The organism is Gardnerella vaginalis, assembly GCF_001546455.1.
In the GTDB taxonomy this organism is placed as follows: Bacteria; Actinomycetota; Actinomycetes; order Actinomycetales; family Bifidobacteriaceae; genus Bifidobacterium; species Bifidobacterium vaginale_B.
The window spans coordinates 184,879-205,550 of sequence record NZ_KQ956813.1; the positions used below are offsets into that span (position 1 = coordinate 184,879).

At 39.5% G+C, this 20,672-nt stretch carries 20 protein-coding genes; 12 read left to right on the top strand and 8 right to left on the bottom strand.

All coding sequences use genetic code 11. From position 1 onward, the window contains the following. Positions 1–58 precede the first annotated feature (58 nt). A complete protein-coding gene (locus tag HMPREF3216_RS02280) occupies positions 59–742 on the bottom strand; it encodes a LytR C-terminal domain-containing protein (protein WP_060786753.1) in 684 nt (227 codons plus the stop codon). 134 nt (positions 743–876) lie between these two features. Between HMPREF3216_RS02280 and HMPREF3216_RS02285 the strand changes: the two genes are divergently transcribed. From HMPREF3216_RS02285 to HMPREF3216_RS02340, 12 genes are all read left to right on the top strand, one after another. Further along, positions 877–1,578, top strand: coding sequence for a uracil-DNA glycosylase (locus HMPREF3216_RS02285; RefSeq protein ID WP_060786754.1), 702 nt, complete (start codon positions 877–879; stop codon positions 1,576–1,578). A 43-nt stretch (positions 1,579–1,621) separates the two neighbouring features. After that, the gene (locus tag HMPREF3216_RS02290; protein WP_060786755.1) at positions 1,622–2,758 is read left to right on the top strand and encodes an AAA family ATPase; all 1,137 of its coding nucleotides are present in this window, start codon (positions 1,622–1,624) and stop codon (positions 2,756–2,758) included. Beyond that, on the top strand, positions 2,755–3,768 hold the full coding sequence (locus HMPREF3216_RS02295; protein WP_060786756.1) for a DUF58 domain-containing protein: 1,014 nt from the start codon (positions 2,755–2,757) through the stop codon (positions 3,766–3,768). The genes HMPREF3216_RS02290 and HMPREF3216_RS02295 overlap by 4 nt, the downstream gene beginning before the upstream one ends. 17 nt (positions 3,769–3,785) lie before the next feature. After that, positions 3,786–4,334 carry a hypothetical protein gene (locus HMPREF3216_RS02300; protein ID WP_060786757.1) on the top strand — a complete coding sequence of 183 codons (549 nt, stop codon included), beginning with the start codon at positions 3,786–3,788 and terminating at the stop codon, positions 4,332–4,334. After that, positions 4,331–5,521 (top strand): vWA domain-containing protein, encoded by a 1,191-nt coding sequence (locus HMPREF3216_RS02305; protein WP_060786758.1) that lies wholly within the window; start codon positions 4,331–4,333, stop codon positions 5,519–5,521. Before HMPREF3216_RS02300 ends, HMPREF3216_RS02305 begins: the two co-directional genes overlap by 4 nt. Further along, the gene (locus tag HMPREF3216_RS02310) at positions 5,518–6,555 is read left to right on the top strand and encodes a vWA domain-containing protein (RefSeq protein ID WP_060786759.1); all 1,038 of its coding nucleotides are present in this window, start codon (positions 5,518–5,520) and stop codon (positions 6,553–6,555) included. Before HMPREF3216_RS02305 ends, HMPREF3216_RS02310 begins: the two co-directional genes overlap by 4 nt. Next, positions 6,552–7,175 carry a DUF6466 family protein gene (locus HMPREF3216_RS02315; protein WP_060786760.1) on the top strand — a complete coding sequence of 208 codons (624 nt, stop codon included), beginning with the start codon at positions 6,552–6,554 and terminating at the stop codon, positions 7,173–7,175. The genes HMPREF3216_RS02310 and HMPREF3216_RS02315 overlap by 4 nt, the downstream gene beginning before the upstream one ends. 128 nt (positions 7,176–7,303) lie before the next feature. Then, positions 7,304–7,555: a hypothetical protein gene (locus HMPREF3216_RS02320; protein WP_060786761.1), complete on the top strand. Its 252-nt coding sequence runs from the start codon at positions 7,304–7,306 to the stop codon at positions 7,553–7,555. Further along, the gene (locus HMPREF3216_RS02325) at positions 7,555–9,162 is read left to right on the top strand and encodes a PGAP1-like alpha/beta domain-containing protein (protein WP_060786762.1); all 1,608 of its coding nucleotides are present in this window, start codon (positions 7,555–7,557) and stop codon (positions 9,160–9,162) included. Before HMPREF3216_RS02320 ends, HMPREF3216_RS02325 begins: the two co-directional genes overlap by 1 nt. A gap of 79 nt (positions 9,163–9,241) precedes the next feature. Next, complete coding sequence (purB, locus tag HMPREF3216_RS02330) at positions 9,242–10,684, top strand: adenylosuccinate lyase (RefSeq protein ID WP_060786763.1); 1,443 nt, start codon at positions 9,242–9,244, stop codon at positions 10,682–10,684. A 44-nt stretch (positions 10,685–10,728) separates the two neighbouring features. After that, positions 10,729–13,170, top strand: a complete 2,442-nt coding sequence (locus tag HMPREF3216_RS02335) for a lysylphosphatidylglycerol synthase transmembrane domain-containing protein (protein WP_060786764.1) — start codon at positions 10,729–10,731, stop codon at positions 13,168–13,170. Between the two features lie 244 nt (positions 13,171–13,414). Then, on the top strand, positions 13,415–13,696 hold the full coding sequence (locus HMPREF3216_RS02340) for an HU family DNA-binding protein (RefSeq protein ID WP_060786765.1): 282 nt from the start codon (positions 13,415–13,417) through the stop codon (positions 13,694–13,696). Between the two features lie 118 nt (positions 13,697–13,814). Here HMPREF3216_RS02340 and HMPREF3216_RS02345 read toward each other — a convergent pair whose 3' ends face one another. The 7 genes from HMPREF3216_RS02345 to HMPREF3216_RS02375 all read right to left on the bottom strand — a co-directional run. Further along, positions 13,815–14,228 carry a Fur family transcriptional regulator gene (locus HMPREF3216_RS02345; protein WP_060786766.1) on the bottom strand — a complete coding sequence of 138 codons (414 nt, stop codon included), beginning with the start codon at positions 14,226–14,228 and terminating at the stop codon, positions 13,815–13,817. Positions 14,229–14,255: 27 nt separating this feature from the next. Next, positions 14,256–15,428 carry a 5-(carboxyamino)imidazole ribonucleotide synthase gene (purK, locus tag HMPREF3216_RS02350; RefSeq protein WP_060786767.1) on the bottom strand — a complete coding sequence of 391 codons (1,173 nt, stop codon included), beginning with the start codon at positions 15,426–15,428 and terminating at the stop codon, positions 14,256–14,258. Continuing rightward, positions 15,412–15,876: a 5-(carboxyamino)imidazole ribonucleotide mutase gene (purE, locus tag HMPREF3216_RS02355; protein ID WP_419471000.1), complete on the bottom strand. Its 465-nt coding sequence runs from the start codon at positions 15,874–15,876 to the stop codon at positions 15,412–15,414. The genes purK and purE overlap by 17 nt, the downstream gene beginning before the upstream one ends. A gap of 155 nt (positions 15,877–16,031) precedes the next feature. Continuing rightward, on the bottom strand, positions 16,032–16,673 hold the full coding sequence (locus tag HMPREF3216_RS02360; RefSeq protein ID WP_060786768.1) for an ABC transporter ATP-binding protein: 642 nt from the start codon (positions 16,671–16,673) through the stop codon (positions 16,032–16,034). A 70-nt stretch (positions 16,674–16,743) separates the two neighbouring features. Continuing rightward, complete coding sequence (locus tag HMPREF3216_RS02365; RefSeq protein ID WP_060786769.1) at positions 16,744–18,120, bottom strand: ABC transporter permease; 1,377 nt, start codon at positions 18,118–18,120, stop codon at positions 16,744–16,746. 41 nt (positions 18,121–18,161) lie between these two features. Further along, entirely contained in the window at positions 18,162–19,532 is a 1,371-nt protein-coding gene (locus tag HMPREF3216_RS02370) for an ABC transporter permease (RefSeq protein WP_060786770.1), read from the bottom strand. A 568-nt stretch (positions 19,533–20,100) separates the two neighbouring features. Continuing rightward, positions 20,101–20,672: hypothetical protein (locus HMPREF3216_RS02375; protein ID WP_419470999.1), on the bottom strand; the 572-nt coding region annotated here is incomplete at its 5' end.

The following is a 20,672-nucleotide window of genomic DNA, read 5'->3' on the forward strand; positions in this document are numbered from 1 at the left end:
ATTTAAGCGTTTATTTATTAGTCAAATCTATTACGTTTATTTATTTTGTACAGCAAATCTACTTGCACAAAACCACAACAATAGTGGTTGCTATTTGATCCGCAGATTCAACATTGCTGATTCCGAGTGTTTTAGCAATATCTTCAGCAGCAGCTCGATTCTCGCTCCCCTTATACCAAACAACAGAATCAGCAGGAACAGTTCCAGCAGGATTTGCAGCCTGTACATTTTCGTAGCCCGCTTGCTTAAGCTTTGCAGCTTCTTGAGCAGCATGACCCTGAATCTTTGTTGCATTAATAACTCTTACTGGAACAGTCTTGTTAACAGATTGCCCAGAAGTGTTTGAGTTGCTTGCATTATTGTCTTTAGAATCCTTAGAGCTATTAGCATTTTTATCTTCTTTATTAGACTTATCGGTTTTTACTGGATCCCTATCTTCGTCTGAATCGTCGTCAGCATCATCCGACTTGCTCTTGCTCTCGTCAATTTTGCCGCTCTTAAGTTTAGAAGACTTAGCAGTTGTTGACTGATTTGTGCTCCATGGCAAACGAATATTGTTGATTTCTCCAGACATAATAGCCCATGCAAAAATACCTAAAACAACAGCAATAGTTACGACTACTACATACGGGAACAATACGGCATACCAAGCGCGATTTCCGCGATGTACTCCAACAGGGCCTTCTGGTGGATTATCAAAAGCATCTGGCGTAAACGACACGTTCTGGCTTTTATGCGCCATAATTGTATCCCTTCTAAAAAATCAGCTAACAGTATGAGTCCATATTAGCGAATACCGCGCACAAAGCATAAAGAATTTTATTTATTTTTACATTTGATTTTGTATTTATCACCCTTGTTTTAGAGTTGATAAATATGGATATTAAGCAGCGAAAATCTTTGCACGAACTCATAGACCCAGATTGGGCAAATGCCCTTGAACCAGTTGAACCACAAATTCATAAAATGGGAGATTTTTTACGGCAAGAATTAGCATGCGGAAGACGATTTTTGCCAGAAAGTCATAATATTCTTAGAGCTTTTACAATCCCTTTTAATCAAATAAAGGTTCTTATTGTTGGTCAAGACCCATACCCAACACCAGGGCACCCAGTTGGTCTTAGTTTTTGCGTAGACCCTAGCGTTAAACCGTTGCCTAAAAGTCTAACCAACATCTATAAAGAATTAGTTAATGATTTAAACGTTCCAATGCCTAAAAATGGCGATTTAACACCTTGGACTAAGCAGGGCGTAATGCTGCTAAACAGATGCCTTAGCGTAGAAGCAGGCAAAGCGAATAGCCATCAAGGAAAAGGTTGGGAACAAATAACAGATGCTGCAATAACAGCGCTAAATAATCGCACAGATAATAACGGCAAACCGCTTCCATTAGTGGCAATTCTTTGGGGCAGAAACGCTCAAAGCCTAGCTCCTCTTCTTACAAACGCAGTGATTATTCAATCCCCACACCCAAGTCCGCTTTCTGCATCTAGAGGATTCTTTGGCTCCAGGCCATTTTCTAGAACAAATCAAGCATTAATATCAATGGGAGCATCTGCAATTGACTGGAGCTTATAGCAAAAAGAAACTAAGGTAGCGTATATCGGTTAAAATAAAACGCATGGCATTATTCCCTCCGCAACCAAATAGTCAAAACAATAGCGCAAATACTGGTGTTTTCTCTCTTCCACCCCAGCCTCGCGTACCTGTTTCTAATAGCTCTATTTCTAATACAGTAGACGAAACAAATCAGCCAATATCTGCAGGCGTTTCTAACGAGAGCATTAAAAAGGCGCAGCAGATTGCAGCGGTTCTTCGCTCAAGATTTGCTCAAACACTTGTAGGCCAAGATTCACTTAAAGAATCGCTTATTTTAACGCTTATTGCTGGAGGCCACATTCTTATTGAATCTGTTCCAGGTCTTGCTAAAACAACTGCTGCACAGACTCTTGCAACGGCAATGTCTGGAAGCTTTAAACGAATTCAGTGTACGCCTGATTTAATGCCAGCAGACTTAGTTGGAACTCAAGTTTTTGACTTTTCTTCTCAAAGATTTACAACACAGATTGGTCCTATTCACGCAAACGTGATTCTGCTAGACGAGATTAATCGATCAAATGCAAAAACTCAGTCAGCAATGCTGGAGGCAATGGCAGAAGGCGCTACAACAATTGGTGGAGAACGCATTAATCTTCCTCAGCCTTTTATGGTTATTGCTACGCAAAATCCAATTGAAGAAGAAGGAACTTTTAATCTTCCAGAAGCTCAAATGGATCGTTTTATGCTTAAAGCTGTTATGACTTACCCTTCGTTTAGCGAAGAGGTGAGCATGTTGGAGCTTTTAACAAACAGAGGAAGCGACGTTTTTAATCCGCAAACACTTAATAGCCAAAAAATAAGTTTGCAAGACGTTACTTTTTTGCGCGCAGCCGCTAAACGAGTGCATGTTTCGGAAGCTGTTATGAAGTATGCAGTAGATATTGTTGCAACTTCTAGAGGCCAAGGAAGTCACCCTCTTAAAACTATTTCTTCACTTGTACGAATGGGTGCAAGCCCTAGAGCTTCTATTGCTTTAATACGCATTGGTCAGGCTCAAGCTCTTCTTTCTGGAAGGGATTACGTTATTCCAGAAGATGTTAAAAAATTTGCTCACGAAGTTCTTAGACACAGGATTCTTTTGACTTTTGAAGCTTTAGCAGATTCCATTACTAGCGACCAAGTTATTGATGCAATAGTGAAGACGGTTCCTGCACCATGATTTTTGCAAAACTGTTTAAAACCTATTCACAACCAACTTTTACAGTTAATGCTAAAAGGAATTTGCTATGCTCCGATTCGTCTAAAAAAGTTAGGCGAAAAATCGAAGCATTAGACAATCGTCTAAATCTTCCACTTGCAAAAAAATCTTTAAGCATTTTTGAAGGAGAACACCCTTCTAACCAAAAATTTGGTAATGGCGACTTAGTAGACGTTCATGCTTGGCAGCCTGGAGACGAAGCTAGAATGATCAACTGGAAAGCCAGCGCAAGAATTGGCGAACCAATGGTTTCTTCCAGGCAGCGCGAATCTTCTTCTAAAACTTGGATTCTTGTGGATTCTAGTGTAAATATGAATGCTTCTTGCGCGTCTAAAAGTAATGAATATTTATATGAGATTGCTTCTAACGCAGCATGTTTTTTTGCGTCTTTAAGCATAAAACGCAACGACTCGCTTAATTGCGCTTTATTTGATGGAGATAATGTTTTACGGATTCCATCTTGTAGGAATCTGCCTGATTTTGAGCGTAGCTTAGATATTTCATTGTGCAATGCACGCAAAAACACTAGAAACACAGATGCCATTATTGACTTCGCTAATTCAATTACCCAAAAACACGGCTTGATTGTAATAATTACAGACGAATACGCTATTTTGCAAAAACATTTTAATGATTTGCAAAAAATCGCTAGATTACATTCTTTAATCGTTGTAACCCTAAGCCCGGTAAACCCATTTAGCAAGTCTAAAGATATTCCAATACTTGATGGAACAACAATGCGCAAAATACCAGCGTTTTTAGTAGACGATTCCTGCTGTAAAGAAGTAAAGACACATAGGGCATTTATAAACAACTCGCTACACGAATGCTTAAACTCTGCTAAAGCTTGCCTTATACGTGGGTCTTCTAGCAAGCAAATATTCCATTCTTTGGCTAAATTTATTTGTAACGCAACTTTGCAAAACAGCGTTTTTAGTGTTAAGAAGAATCAAGATTTACTCTTAAAATAGGCTTAGGTTGGTTTGCAGTGAGTATTAATAATGTTCAAAAAGTTTTAAACGACGAAACAATGCTACTTGCCCTTATTGGCTTAAGCATAATAGTTGCGTTTTTGGCAATCATAATGCTCTACATTGCTATCTACAAAATCAACACTAAAGCAAACACTAAAGAAGATGTAAAAAATGCCGCTCATACTTTAAACGCAAATAGGCAAGAATGGCGTAAAAAAATTGAGCAGGTTGTTAGCGAATATAATCAAAACAAGATTAAAAAAGATCAAGCTTTTGCTAAATTAGCCAAAATTGCTCGACAATACGTTTCTATAATTAGCGGAGACAACATTAAATCACACACTCTTGGAGACATTAGTTCGCTTAGAAACACTTGGAAAAACACGCAGGGAGCAGACTTATTGCGTCAAACTATTGCAGCTTTATACCCTCCTGAATTTGCGGACGCAAAGTATAATAATCAGGCAAAAAATGCAGATGTTGATCAAGGCGCAAGATGGGTTCTTGCTCTTCTTGAAAGCTGGAAAACAAAGGAAAATAAGCCAAAGGAGAATAAAAGATGACATTCTCCACTTTAAGCACATGCACTTTGGCAATACCTAATTTAGCAATGTGCAAAATATTTGCTTCAACGCTTTTCTCTATGCGCTTAAAATGGCCATTAGTCCTTGTTTTTGGCGTTTTAATAGCATTAGTTGTTTCAATACTAGTCTTTGTAATAAGTGAGATTAAAAAATACAATTACAAAACTCACAAACTCGAATCTTTAAAAGCTTTAAAAACAAGCTTTTTAACGTCTTTTACTTTAGATGAAGATTTGCAAGGAAGTATATGCGCAAGAAAATGGCGATTATGGATTATTTTGCGAAGAATATGCGCGTTAATGCTTTCCCTTGCGCTTTTATGCACACTAACTCTTAGCGCAAGGCCTTCTAGAGTTTTAGACGCAGACGAGCAATCAAGTTCTAGAGACATTGTACTTTGCTTAGATGTTTCTGGCTCCACTCTTCCCTACGATTTAGAAGTTATTAACGCTTACTTAAAATTTGTTGAACATTTTCAAGGAGAGCGCATAGGCTTGAGCATTTTTAACTCAACATCTAGAACCGTGTTTCCGCTAACCGATGACTATTCTCTTGTTAAAAAACAATTGCAATACGCTTCTAAACTCTTAGACGGAGTTCAATCGCAAGATAAAATCGACAACATGCAGCAAAAGCAATATCAGCAAATTTCTGCATGGCTTGATGGCACTCAAAACAGAAAAGAAGCAACGTCTTTAATTGGAGATGGTCTTGTTAGCTGTGCCGCAATGATTCCTGGCGTTGTATACGGGTCTTCCAACAATTCTAAAAAGCCTCACAATCGCCTTAATCGTAGTGCTTCTATTGTTTTAGCAACCGATAACGTTGTTTCCGGAAAACCAGCCTATTCACTTAAACAAGCATTGAATTTAACCAGCCAGGCCAATATTCAAGTTGACGGCTTATACTCTGGGTCTGCTCAAAGCGAAAACGAATCAACTACTGTGCAAATGCGAAATCTTATAGAGCAAAATGGTGGTATTTTCTTAACGCAGCATAATGCTGATTCCGTAATGACTTTGGTGCGTAAAATTGAGCAACAGCATACGAGTATTCCTAAAAAATCAACGCAGTCAGCTTTAAGTGATGACCCTAGTATTCCAACAATATTGGCGGTTATTTTTGCATCTCTTTGGCTTATTTTTGCAAGAAGGATAAAGCGATGAGAGTATATTTTAGTTGGATTTCGTTAGTTTTAATTGCAATTCTTACCGTTTTAGCTTTGTTTGAGATTTTTCCACTAAAACGCAATAATTCCAATACGGATGAAACTGTTTATATGCGAGTTCGCAGAGTATTAATCTGCGTTTTGCTTGCGATTTGCGCATTATGCCCATGCGTTATGAAAAACACTTTTCAACGATCCCTTAATGCCACTAACGTTGTTTTTGTTTTAGACGTTACTGGATCTATGAACGTAAACGATTCTACGGATTTATCTAATCACAAGAACACAAGATTTAACAGCGCAAAGCAAATAATAAAACAAGTTGCAAGCAATTACACAAACGCAAGCTTTAGCGCTATAAGATTTGGAGCGTCTTCTAGCGTTGACGTTCCTTTAACTCCAGACGTAAATGCCATTGAAAATTGGGTTAATACTATTAACACAGAGCCTGTTGGAGTTTCAAACGGAACGAGCTTAGACGCGCCGCTAGATAAAACTCTTCTTGCCACTAAAGCAATTCACGACGCTCATCCACAAGATGTTACTGTTTTGTATTTAATTAGCGATGGCGAAGAAACAACCAGCAGAAAGCGCAGAACATTCTCTTCTTTACGCGGCTACGTAAATCATGCTTATGTTATTGGTGTTGGGTCTAAAAATGGCGGAAAAATCCCAAACGAAAGCACTAAGTTGGACGATTTAGATGATATTAATTCAACTGATTCTTCTATAAAACAGTCTGGAAAATGGATTATTGACCCTTCTACAAAAAAACCTGGAATATCTAAAATGGATTCAAAGAATCTTAAGAATATTGCAGACGAGCTTAGCGGAAAATATGTTGATTCCAGTAAAGATCATTCCATTGGCGTAGAAGCAAAACAGATTCTTTCTAAACAATGGCGGCAAAACAACACTGTTAAACCAAGACTTAGGCCTTATCCAATCGTTTGGCCGTTTTCTATTCTTGCAAGTATATTAATTCTTTGGGAATTGGCGTGCTGGATTACAAAATCGAGGAAGCTTATATGATTAGTAAAATCACACCTAAGTCGTTCCTAAGATTTTCTATTATTGCAATATCTACTATTGTTATAGCTTTATGCATGGCGTCAATTTATTTTATTGCCACTAATCTTAAAGCAGAATCAACATATAATGCTGCTACAAAAAGTCTTATAAACAACATAAAAGCATCGAAAAAAGTTGATGCAGATAAAGAAATGTTGGCTGTATCTCAAAAACAGGTTGACGACCAGTTTAACGAAGCAAAATCACCTTATACAATTTTAATGCCGCACTTAAAAAAGAGCATTAATCATAACGCATTAATATCTAAAAAACTTACAAATAGTTTGCAAAAGCAACTTGACCAAGATAAAAAAGATACGGACGCAAACGCAAAAACAAACCAGAATAATAGCGAAAATAGGATTAATAAATCGCAAGAAAAATCCAATAAATCCAGCTTAAGTAATTCGCAAAAAAGCAAAGTTCAAGATTTACTAAGGCAGAATAATCAAAGCGATTCTAGCCAAAATTCGCAGAATCAATCGTCGCAAACCGAAGATGATTCTACATCTAAAGATTCAAACAAGAATGGAAAAACTAAGTCTTCTAAAAAAGAAGACTCAAGCAATAAGCCTTGGTAAATATGCTAAAGTGCTTTTTAAAAAAACCGCCTCAAGCACAAAAACCCTTATATTTCAAGGATTATAGCCTTTAACCACATTGCAAGAATTTTCGTGACTATTTAAAAAACGTTGTGTGTAATATTTGTATGCACATATTTAACGATTACCAATGGCTGTTAGAAAGAACAGAACAATGCTCTAACAGCGTGCTTAGCGAAGCACACTCCAACACTCTTAAAGACTGGCATGGCAAAGCCGCAAACGCGTTTAACGAACAGATGGCTAAAACCGCTAGAAAAGCATGCCAAATCAGCTCTGTTAACGCTGGCTTTACTGATGCTGATTTTATTAACACTAATCCCACTTTTAACGAAATGCTAAATTACGGAGGTAAATAATGCCTTGGAGAGTAAAATCAACTATAACTGGCGGAGAACCTCTTAGCGTTGCTGATTCCAACTCGTATAAAGCAAAAGCTGCAAGACTTAGCGAACTATCAAACGATTTCCATTCACTAAGCGCATGTTGGATGCAAACCGCATTGCAAATCGAAAGCCAAAAAGCCGCTCTTGTACAAAGTCAAAACAACTGTTTTAACAAAGATTTTTGCCAACCTGCTTTACAAAACTTGCCAGATTCTAGCGAATGCAGAATAAAGTCAAGCCAATGCGAATCAATGTCCAACAATCTTAGCGAATTGTCTACTTTAATAATCAGGGCAAATAACCTATATTCTGCAACGGAATACAAAAATAGAGAAGCCTTCGATAACCTTGTGGCTATTGGAACCACAATCTTCCCTATTACTGCAGTACCATTCTTTGCAAGCGCAGGATTTAGTGCGATTTTAGACATGACTCAAAAAAGTGGCATGAAGAATTTTTCTAAATGGAGCCATGCAACAGCACCAATACAACAGGGATTTATACGAGGCTTTTCTAAACATTTTCTAATAAATCCAGTAACAGGAATCCCCATTCGTCTTTTTTCCAGCATTCAAGAAAGAAACGATGTAAAACATTCAAAAGCTCCAGTTGCCACTTTTGCAAGCGCATTAAGCTTGTTTAGTGCAAAAATCAATGATGCAAAACAGGGAAACAATCTTAAAGTAACAAAACTAGTTTTGCCTAAAAATGCACAATCTAAAATACTGCAATATAGGGGAAATAATATTGGTCAAGCTCTTGCAAATCTTAATAATCTTGCAAACGGAAATCTTTCTGTGCATCCGCCAAAAACAAATCCAGATGCTGCAACAATCGCAATTCAACGTTTTAAGCAAAAGAACGGCAGAACATCTTGGCTTGTTACAATACCGGGAACGGACGGAAAGCCTAAATCGCCGTTTGGATGGCCTCAAAATGCGGAGGTTATGAGCAGCTCTAAAAGCGTAAGAATGAACGCAGACAGCACAAGAATGGTTGTGGAAGCAATGAAAAGAAGCGGCATTAAACCAAACGATAATGTTGTACTTGTTGGGCATTCACAAGGCGGAATAGTTGCTGCAGAAATTGCAAGCGACTATTCAAAACAATACAACATAAAACACGTTGTAACAGCAGGGTCGCCTATAGCAAACCATGCAATTCCAGAAAAAACTTGGGTAACAAGCATAGAAATGGAAGACGAACTTGTTCCAACATTAGACGGAGCGAGTAATCCAAGCAGAAACAATTGGGTTACGATTCACGCAGTGGCTAGTAAAAGTGATAATAGAAGCAACAGAAAAGAAGACAACAAGCAAAATGATTCTAAGCAAAATCGCAAGTCAAATCGCAAAGAGAATCGCAGGCCAAAAAATCTTTTTGAAAAAGACGGAATACTAGTAAAAAATGTGCCAGAAGAAGGAACGCTCACACATGATTTAAATTATCATCAAGCAGCTTACCAAGACGCCAGTCAGCTATCTTCTAAACAAATAAGATCTCAAGAATCGCATTTTAGCAATGTGTTAAAAGGGACTTTAGAAGAAACAACATTATGGCAAGGAGTTATGCAACACTAGTACAACGCTAAAACAGCAAGACTCAAAATAGCAACGCTCAAAACTTAGTAGTTTCATGCCATGCTGTAACCTTTAGAGTATGAAGCTTACTGATATTTGCCCTGCTATTGCTTTAACTCCACTAGACGGAAGATACCACAACCAAACTGCTAGCCTCGTAGAATATTTAAGCGAACCAGCATTAAACCGCGAGCGCATGCGTGTTGAAGTTGAATGGATGATTCTTCTAGCAAACGGTTATAAGGGAAACAGTTTTAAAACGATTGTAGATGGCGTAAAGCCTTTAACAGATGAGGAATGCGATTATTTGCGCGCAATCCCAGAAAACTTTGGAGCCGAAGGTATAAAACGCCATGCTGCTCACGAAGCTGTTACGCATCACGACGTTAAGGCTGTTGAATATTACATTGACGACGAGTTAGACAAAGCAGAGCAAGTATTAGGGCATAAAACCCAGCTTAGCAATCTTAAAACATTGGTTCATTTTGCTTGCACAAGCGAAGATATAAACAATCTTTCTATAGCTCGTTGCGTAAAAAACGCTGTTGAAAACGTGTATAGGCCAAATTTGCAAGCAATTGTTGATTACTTGACTCAAAAAGCGCAAGAGTATAGAGATACTCCAATGCTATCGCTAACTCACGGTCAGCCTGCAACTCCTACAACTTTAGGTAAAGAGCTTGCTGTGTTTGTCTATAGGCTAAATCGCCAGCAAAAACACCTTGATGCCCAAGAATATCTTGGAAAAATAAATGGTGCTACTGGAACTTTTGGCGCTCATCTCGCCGCTTTCCCTAATGTTGATTGGCTTAGCGTTTCTAAAGAGTTTGTAGAAAACAGAATGGGTCTTTGCTTCAATCCTCTTACAACGCAAATCGAAAGCCACGATTGGCAGGCGGAACTTTACAGCACGGTTAGCCACATTAACCACATTCTTCACAATCTTGCAGTAGATGTGTGGATGTATATTTCTCGCGGCGTTTTTGTGCAAGTTCCAGTTAAAGGTGCTACTGGATCTTCCACAATGCCACACAAGGTGAACCCTATTCGATTTGAAAACGCGGAAGCAAATCTTGAGATTTCTTGCGCACTTTTCGATACCCTTTGCGCAACGCTTACCGAAAGCCGCTGGCAGCGCGATTTAACTGATTCCACTACTCAGCGAAACGTTGGATCCGCATTCGGCTATGCACTTCTTGCACTAAATAATCTTCTTGGCGGCTTAAAGTCGATTCATCCAAACACGCAAATGATGAGCGAAGAACTTAACAACAATTGGGAGGTTCTTGGCGAGCCAATCCAAACTGCTATGCGCGCACAAGAAATTGCTGGCGTAGAAGGAATGGAAAGGCCATACGAGCAGGTTAAAGAGCTTATGCGTGGTCACAGCATATCTAAAAAAGATGTTGAAGATTTTATATCTTCTAGAAACTTCGACGCACAAACCGCAAGTAGGCTAAAAAACCTTACTCCAGAATCTTATACTGGAATTGCATCACGTTTGGTAGATTTTATTCAATAACTTATTAGCAATTAATAATTTTATTAATAAATAAACGGTGTACTATGCAATCGCAAGTAAAAGACGATTTAGTTATTAACGACACTGAGCCTAAGCTAGTTCGTAATTGGGCAGACTTGATTTACTCAATCGTATCTGCTGGCGTGGCTACAGCTGTGGTGTTATTTACAACGTGTTTTTCTGGAACAACAGCAGGAGTAGAACACGACGCAAAAAATGCTGGAAAGATTATTCAGTGGATTGTAACAGGCCTACCATCTTCTCTTTTTCAGCAAGCGCTTACAATTGCGATTGTTGCTGGCGTAATAATATCTATGATTGACGCCAGGCGATGGATTGATACAACATTATCAACGCTAACACTGCTTTTAACGTATCCGCTTGTATGGTATATTTCCTACATTCTTACAACGCTAGATAATCCTTCGATATTTGCATCGTTTAATTCCATCTCTAATAGTCACGGCACAGAATTATTGCCAGATATGTATGCGGTTTTAGTTGCTTTTCTAACCGTTAGTGGCCCTAGAAGAGATAACAAAATAGTAAAGTTATCTTGGCAAGCGCTGCTAATTGCCTCTCCAATCTTAATCGTAACTTCTTGGCATTCCCTAACGGGCGCATTAACATCTTGGTGCATTGGGCGCTCTATTGGAACGCTAATCAGGTTTATTAAGGGAACGCAAAGCAAGGGAGCCTGGGGCAAAGACATTGTTGAAGCCTTAGAAAACATTGGCATTACGCATCTTGTTCAGCTTAATCGCCGAACGCTAACAACCGACCATAGCGGCGTTTTAAAATCTAGTCTAGACGACGATTTGATTGCAAATTCAAGGCTATACGATGCAATTGATATTCACGCAACAAGATACGTTATATCGGTATTAGACAATCAAGTGCATTTGCCTGGATATTTAAATCAGCTATGGCAGTGGGTTAAGCTGATTGATATTCCAGTTAGACGAGACCGTTCCGCAAGACACTCCATACACCACCATCTTTCCATGCTGCTTGCGCTTAGAAATTTGCATCTTGCTACGGCAAACGTGTACGGGGTTACAGACCTAGAAAAATCCTCAATAATGGTGTTTCACACTAGCAATGTTCTTGTGCCATGCAATCTAAACACGCTTAATGCTTCCGACGCTCAAAGGCTTATGCAATATCTTGACATTGCAAACTCTAGAGGGATTACGCACAGAAGAATAAGCCCCGAATCTCTTGCACGCTTAGAAGACGGCACTCCCCTAATTGCTGGTTGGCAAAATGGCGATGTTGCTAGCGATTCAACAAATATTGCTTTAGATAAAGTTCAGCTTTTAACGCTTATTGCAGCTTGCATCGATGCAAAAACTGCTGTTCAATCAGCAATGAGCGTTTGGGGTGCAGATAAGGTTGCGCAAATTTTGCCATTTATTCAAAAAGCCGCAATTCCAGCGTCTACAAAGTCACTTCCTTCGTGCAATAAAAAGCTTTTTGAAGATCTTAAAAATGAGTTGAGCAAAACAGTGTGCATGAATAACAGCGAAGATGACTACGACTACGACACCGTTAGATTAGCACGCTTTAATATTCGATTCTTTGTTAGCTTAATCCTTATTGTTGCTGCGATTTCGGCTATTGCTACGCAATGGCATCCGCAAGAATTTATCTCGGCGCTTAAAAGAGCAGATAGCATAATGGTTATGGCATGCTTTGCTTGTAGCATGCTAGCGTGGGTTGGATCTTCTATTACGCTTGGCGCTTTTATGGATGATTCAAAGCCAAATGCTGGCGTTTTGTTTACATCACAAGCGGCTTCTGGATTTACAGCCGTGTCTATGCCAGCTGGAGTTGGACCTGCGTTTGTAAACATGCAGCTTATAAAGAAAAGCGGAAATTCAACATCTCAAGCAACAGCTATTACAAGCGCAGTCTGGCTTTTGCAATCGCTAGTAACCGCTCTTGTAATATTTAGCGTTGGAATTTTTACTGGTAAAAACCTGCTTTCTGGAATGATTCCTACACACATGCTAATCACAGTAATAGGAATTGTTACTATAATCCTCTGTGCGTTTATGGCCATTACTCCAATACGCAAATTTATACAAAAAAGATATCTGCCTATTCTTTCTGACTACGGAAAGCAGATAAAAGAGCTTGTAACTAAGCCAAAACAGCTTTTTAATGGCACATTAGGCGGCTTAATTCTTGTTTTTGCTACAGGATTAGGCTATTGGGTTGCTCTTCTAGCTTTTGGATACTACGCAAATCCTTGGGAAACAGTTCTGCTGTTCTTAGTGGCAAACACTGCTGGATCCGCTGTTCCAACTCCTGGTGGATTAGGCGCTGTTGAAGCATCCCTCACTTTTGCGTTCACTTCGGTTGGCGTTCCTCCAACAATTGCGTTGTCTGCCACTCTTCTTTACCGTCTTATGTTCTATTGGCTAAGAATACCGATTGGCGCTTTTGCAATGAAGAGTCTTAGTAATAAGGGATTAATTTAATAGAAAAATTTCTTTAAAATTTTATAAGTCAAAAAAGAATATATTTAGTTAAAAACCGCATAAATAAGCCTATATACGGAATTTTTGCGATTTTTATGCACTTTATTAACCAAAAAAACTAAAAAATCGTAAAAAAATCTTAATAAAACGCTGAAAAACCGCGCATTTGTAGGGAAAATGTATTAATATCTATGAGTGAAAGTGGCCTTTGGAAGAGAAGGCCCCTAACACAAAGGATGCTTGTATGGCATACAACAAGTCTGATCTCGTTTCGAAGATCGCTCAGAAGTCCAACCTTACCAAGGCACAGGCCGAGGCCGCTGTCAACGCATTCCAGGATGTGTTCGTTGAGGCTTTGCAGTCTGGCGAAGGCTTGAAGCTCACTGGTCTGTTCTCCGCTGAGCGCGTAAAGCGCGCTGAGCGCACTGGCCGCAACCCACGCACTGGCGAAACCATTAAGATTCCTGCATCTTACGGTGTTAGAATCTCTGCTGGTTCTTTGCTTAAGAAGGCTGTTGCCGAGTAGGTTGAACCGATAAGCGTAGACTTACAGAAACGAGGAACATTCCCAAAGTTGGATTTGTTCCTCGTTTTTTATGCGCTTTAATTTTTGAGCTTTAATATTTAATCTTTAATTTTTGTCGCTATTGCTCTTTATTGCTCTCTTTATTGCACTCTTCGCACAATCCAAACACTTCCAAAGTGTGGTCTATAACCGTGTATCCATGAGATTCAGCAATCTTATGAATCCAACCTTCATCGTCTGGCGGCTCTATATCTACAGTCTTTCCGCATTTTTCGCACACCAAATGATGATGATGCGTATTCTCATCGCAAATCCTAAAAAGCTGCTGACCGTTAAAACGCACGGTATCAACATCTCCACTTTGCGAAAGCATATTAAGCTGGCGATAAACAGTGGCCAAACCAATGATTTCACCATCTTCTACAAGCGCGCGATGCAAATTTTGTGCAGAAACAAAATTACGCGAAGCTCTTAAATGCTCAAGAACTGTTTCTTTTTGCTTAGTGTTCCTGCGTATTGGCTCACCAACCATTATTCAACCTTTCGCCGCAAAAAACTTTTAATCAAGCTCGTCATCCCAACAACCTGTAGAGTCTAACACATTGGCCTCCTCAACAGGATTATTGCAAAGAACAGTAATATGACCCATTTTGCGATTCTTACGAATCTCTGCCTTGCCGTAATCGTGAACATGCCATTCTGGATGCTCCGCAATAAGCGCACGAGTAGGCGCAACATGCTGACCTAAAACATTAACCATTACAGCTGCAGAAAGAAGCTCAGGCTTTTTTAGAGGCCATCCAACAATACCGCGAACATGCGCCTCAAATTGATCCATATCGCAAGCTTCAATCGTATAATGCCCCGAATTATGCGGGCGCGGCGCAAGCTCATTTACAACTACGCGATTGTCTTTAGTAATAAACAGCTCTATTCCAAGCGTTCCAGCAAGCTTAAAGCCTTGAGCCAATCTAAGCGCTAAACTATGCGCATCTTCTTGAATCTTAGCATCAACATCTGCAGGAGCCAAAGTCATGTGCAAAATGCTATTGTGATGCACGTTTTTTACAAGCGGATAAGTCACAAATTCGCTTCCATTTCCCGAAACAAGAATTGATGCTTCAAAAGCAAAGTCAACAAAACCTTCGAGAATAGAAGGCGGCATCTCTTGGCCATTTTCTACGCGATTACGAACATTATCAACGTCTTCTTGAGTGCGCAAAACGTCTTGACCGTGGCCGTCGTAACCGCCTCTGCGTGTTTTAAGAATTGCAGGAAGCCCGATTTCTTCGATTGCTTTATCTAAATCGTCTAAATTGTTGACTTCACGCCATTTAGCAGTTTCAATACCGTGATTGTTAATAAAACTCTTTTCAAAAACACGGTCTTGAGTAACTCGCAATAAGTCGGTTCCTTGAGGAACTGCAACCAAATCACGCACACTATCTAAAGCATCTGCGTTTACGTTTTCAAATTCGTACGTAAGAACATCGCAACTTTTAGCAAGCTTTTGTAAGGCTTCTAAATCGTCATATTCTGCTTCAACTTGAAAATCCGCAACCTGAAACACCGGGCAATTATGCGCTGGGTCTAAAACGCCGATTTTAAAGCCCATTCTTCTAGCGGCAATCGCCATCATGCGACCAAGCTGACCGCCACCTATAATTCCAATAGTGGCCCCTGGCATTAAGCACTTTGCAGCGCCATTAGTTGCTTCACATAAGCTCGGCATTAGATTCCTCAACCTTCTTTTTTAATTCTTTGCGGTATTCTTCAAGTTCTTCTGCAAGGCGACTATCTGTTGTGCTAAGCATGCTTACAGCAAGCAGGCCCGCATTAGTAGCGCCAGAATTGCCAACAGCGGTTGTTGCAACTGGAATTCCGCCAGGCATCTGCACTATAGAAAGCAAAGAATCCCAGCCCGAAAGAGCATGGGATTTTACAGGAACACCAACAACTGGAAGCGTTGTTTGAGCAGCAATCATACCTGGCAAGTGTGCAGCTCCACCAGCGCCAGCAATAATCACGCGAAAACCGTTTTTTCTAGCGCCATGCGCAAAATCTGCCATAAGTTCTGGAGTGCGATGTGCAGAAATAACTTGCTTTATATACGGCACTCTAAATCTTTCTAAGATTTCGCATGCGTGGCGCATTGTTTCCCAATCGCTAGAAGAGCCCATAACAACTGCCACAACAGGTTTTGAATCTAAAATATCTGCCACAACAACCTCCCGTATATGCGCAAATACGCAACTTCTGCGCAAAGTTTATACGCAACTTTTACTTTACGCAGAAGCACGGAAAAATGGCCAATAATTAGTGTTTTATTAGTGTTTTATTGCTTTTTTATTAGCTGCTTATTTTTAAGAACATATTTTACGTCTGCGCTAGCCGCCACATCACTCGAATGTGTTACAACAATCACGCATTTTCCGCGCTTATGAGCGGCATCTTTTAAGATTGCTATAACTTCTTTAGTGGTGTTTGGATCCAAGCTACCTGTTGGCTCGTCGGCAAGAATAACAGGAGCAGAAGATACAAGCGCTCGTGCAATAGCCACTCGCTGCTGCTGGCCTCCCGAAAGCTTTGTTATATTTCTAGTGGACTCGTCTTCGCTAAGCCCCAGCTCTTTAAGAATCGTAGAATCCGCCTTTGGGCTAACAAGCTGCAAATTTTCTACAGGATTCAAATAGTCAATTAGATTAAAACTCTGGAAAACTAAAGAAACATTGTTCTTGCGATGATTAGCATAACCGCCATTCTTAGAAATATCTTGACCGTTAAACAATACTGTTCCGCTTGTTGGCGAGTCTAATCCTGCTAGAAGAGATAACATGGTGGATTTTCCAGCTCCCGAAGGCCCCGTTATGCTGTATATTTTTCCAGCTTCAAAATCTGCATTAACATTTTTAAGAACCGTAATATTAGTTACTCCATAAGAGTAATCAACGTTGTCTAGTTTTAATAAAGTTGTCATAATAAACTCCAATATTTTCTAAATTTAATATTTGATACTTGTAAATTTTTAATTTTCTAAGAAAATCACTTTAGCTCATTGAATTCAATACAGAACGCGGCTTTTTAAACATTATTGGCGCAAGAGCAATGCATAGAGATACAAACGCTATAGCAAATCCTATAAGAATAGCAAACGCTGTTTGGCCAGTTAGCAAAGGCTGATTTGATGAGTACGTAATTGCACCATTTGCAACATTTGCTAATAGCATTGATCCAACACTAGACGATATTGCAGCACTAATCGCAGTAGACAGCACTGAGCAAAATGCAGATATTATAAAAACTTCTATAATCATCTGTAAAGCTATTGCACACTTACTAACGCCTAACGCCATAAGAACGCCAACTTCGTGGATCCTTCCTCGAACCCAAAAAACAAGAACTAAGCCAAGAATTATTACCGCAACAATCGCAAGGCAAAATAGAATCATAAACACTAATTGCTTAACTGTTTTTACAGATTGAAGAACAGAGGCAAATCTTTGCGCATTATTTTCTACAGAAAGCATGCCATTGCCATAGTTTTTAGCGATTTTATTGGCTTCTTCTAAAGCTTTAGTTAGACTATTTGGATTTTGCATAACGCACTTTATAGAACTGCGATTTTTACTTCCAAACAAGTAAAAAGCGGATTCTAAATCGGTTATTACGCGATTTTCGGAAGAGTCGGAAGGAAGCGCACCCTTTGTTTGCATCTTGCCAGAAAAAATGCCAACAACCTTAAGATTAATGCTTTTGCTGCCTTGTTTTAAGGTTAAAACAGACCCGAGTTTAAGATTATTTTGTTTAGCAAAACTCTTGTGAATTATTGCAGATTTTGCGCGCTTAAAGCTACCAGCTGCAGAAGAATCAATATGATTGCCTTCATCCAGCTTATATAATCCTTCTTGGAATCCCTGCGCTAACTGTGATTTAGTTGTTCCCGTTATGGAAACAAGCGAAAACATTCCATCGTTGTCTAAACGCGGACCATTTATTGGCGCTACAATTTTAGCGTTAACAGGATTTGCTAAAACATCCTTTTCTTCTGCAATGGTTTTTATTCCACTAATCTTTTTGAATTTTGCAATAAGATTTTCGGGAATTCCTTCGTTTTTTTGCAAATCTTGAGGAATGTCTTGCTGCGATTGTTTAGCGGAGTCACCAGTAGAATCGCCAGCAGAATCGCCAGCAGAATCGCCAGCAGAATCAGACTCTGGCAAAGTCTGCCCTTGCGTTTTTGCGTAAACGCTAAATCCTAAACCAATGTTGGAAGTTATTTGATTCTCTAGATTTTTTACGCAAGCAATAACACTCGCTTGGCAAATAAGCGCGCTAAGAACAACCGTAATAATCAAAGCTAAAATAGCACTTCGTCTTGGTTTTCTAACTATAGCGAGCCAAGATCTTTTTATAATTTGAGTCATTTTACCACCTACTTTTGCACGTCAACTACTTTTGCAGCCAACTACTTTTGCATGCCAAGCAAATCTCTAGGAGACTTTCGCAAAATAGGAAGATAAGACAACGCAACCGCAACAATAATAATCATTAGAACCATTAATGAAGATTGAATTAAGCAATCTAAGCTAACTTGAACAGCAATCTTATCTAAAGTTCTAGTAGCCATGCTCGACTCCAAGTTTCCTCCAGCTTGACCCATTGAGCTAAGCTGCTGCGCGGCGGAATTTTTTACAGAACCTAATGCACAATCGCTAAACCATGGAGATATTGCACTGGCAAAACCATAGCCTATTGCAATGGCTGGAATCGCAAGTAACACAAGCTCAAAAAGCTGCTGCAACACAAGGGAAGCTTTTCCAACGCCAATGGAAGTTAAAACTCCAATTTCTTTTCTACGCTCATTAATCCAAAGAATAAGAACCAATCCAAGAGCCACCACAGCAAACGCGCTTACTGCAATAACCGTTATGTTCATCATGGATTTTACGCCTTTTGCAGCTCCAATCATGCCCTGTACAAACTGGTCATCTCGAGTAATCTGATAGTTTTGCAAATCAATTGGCAGCTTAGACGCTTCTTCAATCACAGAATCTGCGTCCGCTCCTTTTTTAACCTTAAAACTTGCGTCCTGGTATATCTCTTTTCCAGGCTTATATTTGTAAAGCTCTCTGGTTGTTTTTAAATCTGTATACACAGTGTTTGCGGTTAATTCTGCACGCGTTGCAACTGGGCGATTATTAGCTCCGCCGTAAATTCCAACTATGCGCGTTTTTACTTGCTCCGTGGAATGGTTAAGGTTATCGGCATCAAACGGGTTGGCTTTAAGCGTTAACGAATCGCCTAATTTTAGGCCGTTGAGTTTTGCTAAGTCTTCGTGGATTAAGGAAGCATGCTCATCTGATTCGCGCAAAGCCCTTCCTTTAACCATGTGAATTGACTTTGTTTTAAACGCATTTAAGCCCTTAGAAGAGTTTGTTCCCTCTAGGTTTACAGCGTTGCCAAATTGCTTTTCTCTGCGCGCATCGTAGTCTTGAACACCTTTGATTCTAGCTGCTTTTGCGTCAACTAAATCGGCTGTAACATTTTGACGCAAAACATACGAATCAACGTTTTTTAGTGACGCGATTTTTTTAACATCACTTGGCTTAACAGTTCCCGCTCCCCTAGGAGTTCCAGGATTTACTTGCGGATTATTTGCTAAAACAAAACTAGATTCTGCTTGTTCTTCTACCTTTTTGCCCTCTTTTTCTGCAGCAATCGCAACTGCAGAAGATGCCAGCAAAAGCGTTGAAATCAATGCCAGTATTACAAACACGATTGCTGTTTTTACTCTTTTTCTCAAAACGTAGCGTATTGCGCGAGAAATAAATGTCATTGACTACCATCCTCATCGAACACTTGTAGTTAAATCGTATGTTATTCAATCATTAATATCAGTACAACAAGTACAAGCCGCATGAATCATACAAAATCGTATAAGCCACACAATCGTATAAGCCACACAATCGTATAAGCCACACAGCAAGTACAATCACGTAGCCTATATTATTTACCCTTATAAAATACTGTGAAAAAACTGTTTATTCTCTTTAAATATCTTAGAAAATTTTATGAAAATTACTGATTTTCAATAAAAAATATATGCTAAATTGTCATAATCAATTTAAATAATTTATGTTACACAGTGCTTATAAAACAAAATTTTTTAGATTATTAGTAAGTTTTACAACTTGAGACTTTGCAATCAAAAAAATTTATTTTGCATGATTTGACGAGGATTTGCGTGATTATTTTGTAGGATTTGCGTGGATAAAGGCGTATCAACAACAAGACACAGAAAACAACTAAGGCGAGCACGTGATTGTTACGAGTGCCCGCCTTAATTTATTTTTAGGATTTATGCGCTGCGATTAGCCGAGGCTGATTTCGCCTTAGTTTACGCCTTAGTTTTCATCCTCGTCTTTGCGCTTCTTCCTTTTCTTACCAAACAGAACAAAGAAGAAGAATCCGCCAACAATCGCGGCAATAGCGGCAAGAGCGCCAACAATAGACGCAATCAAACCAATGTTTGAAGAGCTTGATGCACTCTTTGCTGAACTACTAGCAGAAGACTTTGCCGAATCCTTAGAATCCTTAGAATCCTTATCGGAGTCTTTTGCAGAATCTTTAGCAGAATCGCTGGAATCAGAGTGATCCTTTGCAGAATCCTTAGTGGAATCAGAGTCATTCGACTTAGCGGAATTACTTGAATTAGAGCCACTTCCACCAGCGTTTAAACTATTTCCACCCGCAGAACCACCATTGCGATTGCGATTAGCGTTCGAGCCATTGGTGTTATTACCACCATTTACGTCACCATCGTTCTTGGTGTTACCGTTACCAGTACCATTACCCGAACCATTGGTATTGTTGCCACTATTCGAGCCATTACCTGGATTATTATTCGGGTTGTTACCAGGCTTATCTCCCGAACCGCCTCCGTCAGGATTCAATCCACCACCTGGATTACCTCCGC

Excerpts from the sequence above, each read along its gene's own strand:
- HMPREF3216_RS02370 (WP_060786770.1), bottom strand. The coding sequence starts at position 19,532 with ATGACATTTATTTCTCGCGCAATACGCTACGTTTTGAGAAAAAGAGTA.
- HMPREF3216_RS02310 (WP_060786759.1), top strand. The coding sequence starts at position 5,518 with ATGAGAGTATATTTTAGTTGGATTTCGTTAGTTTTAATTGCAATTCTT.
- HMPREF3216_RS02315 (WP_060786760.1), top strand. The coding sequence starts at position 6,552 with ATGATTAGTAAAATCACACCTAAGTCGTTCCTAAGATTTTCTATTATT.
- purE (WP_419471000.1), bottom strand. The coding sequence starts at position 15,876 with ATGGGCTCTTCTAGCGATTGGGAAACAATGCGCCACGCATGCGAAATC.
- HMPREF3216_RS02285 (WP_060786754.1), top strand. The coding sequence starts at position 877 with ATGGATATTAAGCAGCGAAAATCTTTGCACGAACTCATAGACCCAGAT.
- HMPREF3216_RS02335 (WP_060786764.1), top strand. The coding sequence starts at position 10,729 with ATGCAATCGCAAGTAAAAGACGATTTAGTTATTAACGACACTGAGCCT.
- HMPREF3216_RS02345 (WP_060786766.1), bottom strand. The coding sequence starts at position 14,228 with ATGGTTGGTGAGCCAATACGCAGGAACACTAAGCAAAAAGAAACAGTT.
- HMPREF3216_RS02365 (WP_060786769.1), bottom strand. The coding sequence starts at position 18,120 with ATGACTCAAATTATAAAAAGATCTTGGCTCGCTATAGTTAGAAAACCA.
- HMPREF3216_RS02290 (WP_060786755.1), top strand. The coding sequence starts at position 1,622 with ATGGCATTATTCCCTCCGCAACCAAATAGTCAAAACAATAGCGCAAAT.
- purB (WP_060786763.1), top strand. The coding sequence starts at position 9,242 with ATGAAGCTTACTGATATTTGCCCTGCTATTGCTTTAACTCCACTAGAC.
- HMPREF3216_RS02325 (WP_060786762.1), top strand. The coding sequence starts at position 7,555 with ATGCCTTGGAGAGTAAAATCAACTATAACTGGCGGAGAACCTCTTAGC.
- HMPREF3216_RS02280 (WP_060786753.1), bottom strand. The coding sequence starts at position 742 with ATGGCGCATAAAAGCCAGAACGTGTCGTTTACGCCAGATGCTTTTGAT.
- HMPREF3216_RS02305 (WP_060786758.1), top strand. The coding sequence starts at position 4,331 with ATGACATTCTCCACTTTAAGCACATGCACTTTGGCAATACCTAATTTA.
- purK (WP_060786767.1), bottom strand. The coding sequence starts at position 15,428 with ATGCCGAGCTTATGTGAAGCAACTAATGGCGCTGCAAAGTGCTTAATG.
- HMPREF3216_RS02320 (WP_060786761.1), top strand. The coding sequence starts at position 7,304 with ATGCACATATTTAACGATTACCAATGGCTGTTAGAAAGAACAGAACAA.
- HMPREF3216_RS02340 (WP_060786765.1), top strand. The coding sequence starts at position 13,415 with ATGGCATACAACAAGTCTGATCTCGTTTCGAAGATCGCTCAGAAGTCC.
- HMPREF3216_RS02360 (WP_060786768.1), bottom strand. The coding sequence starts at position 16,673 with ATGACAACTTTATTAAAACTAGACAACGTTGATTACTCTTATGGAGTA.
- HMPREF3216_RS02295 (WP_060786756.1), top strand. The coding sequence starts at position 2,755 with ATGATTTTTGCAAAACTGTTTAAAACCTATTCACAACCAACTTTTACA.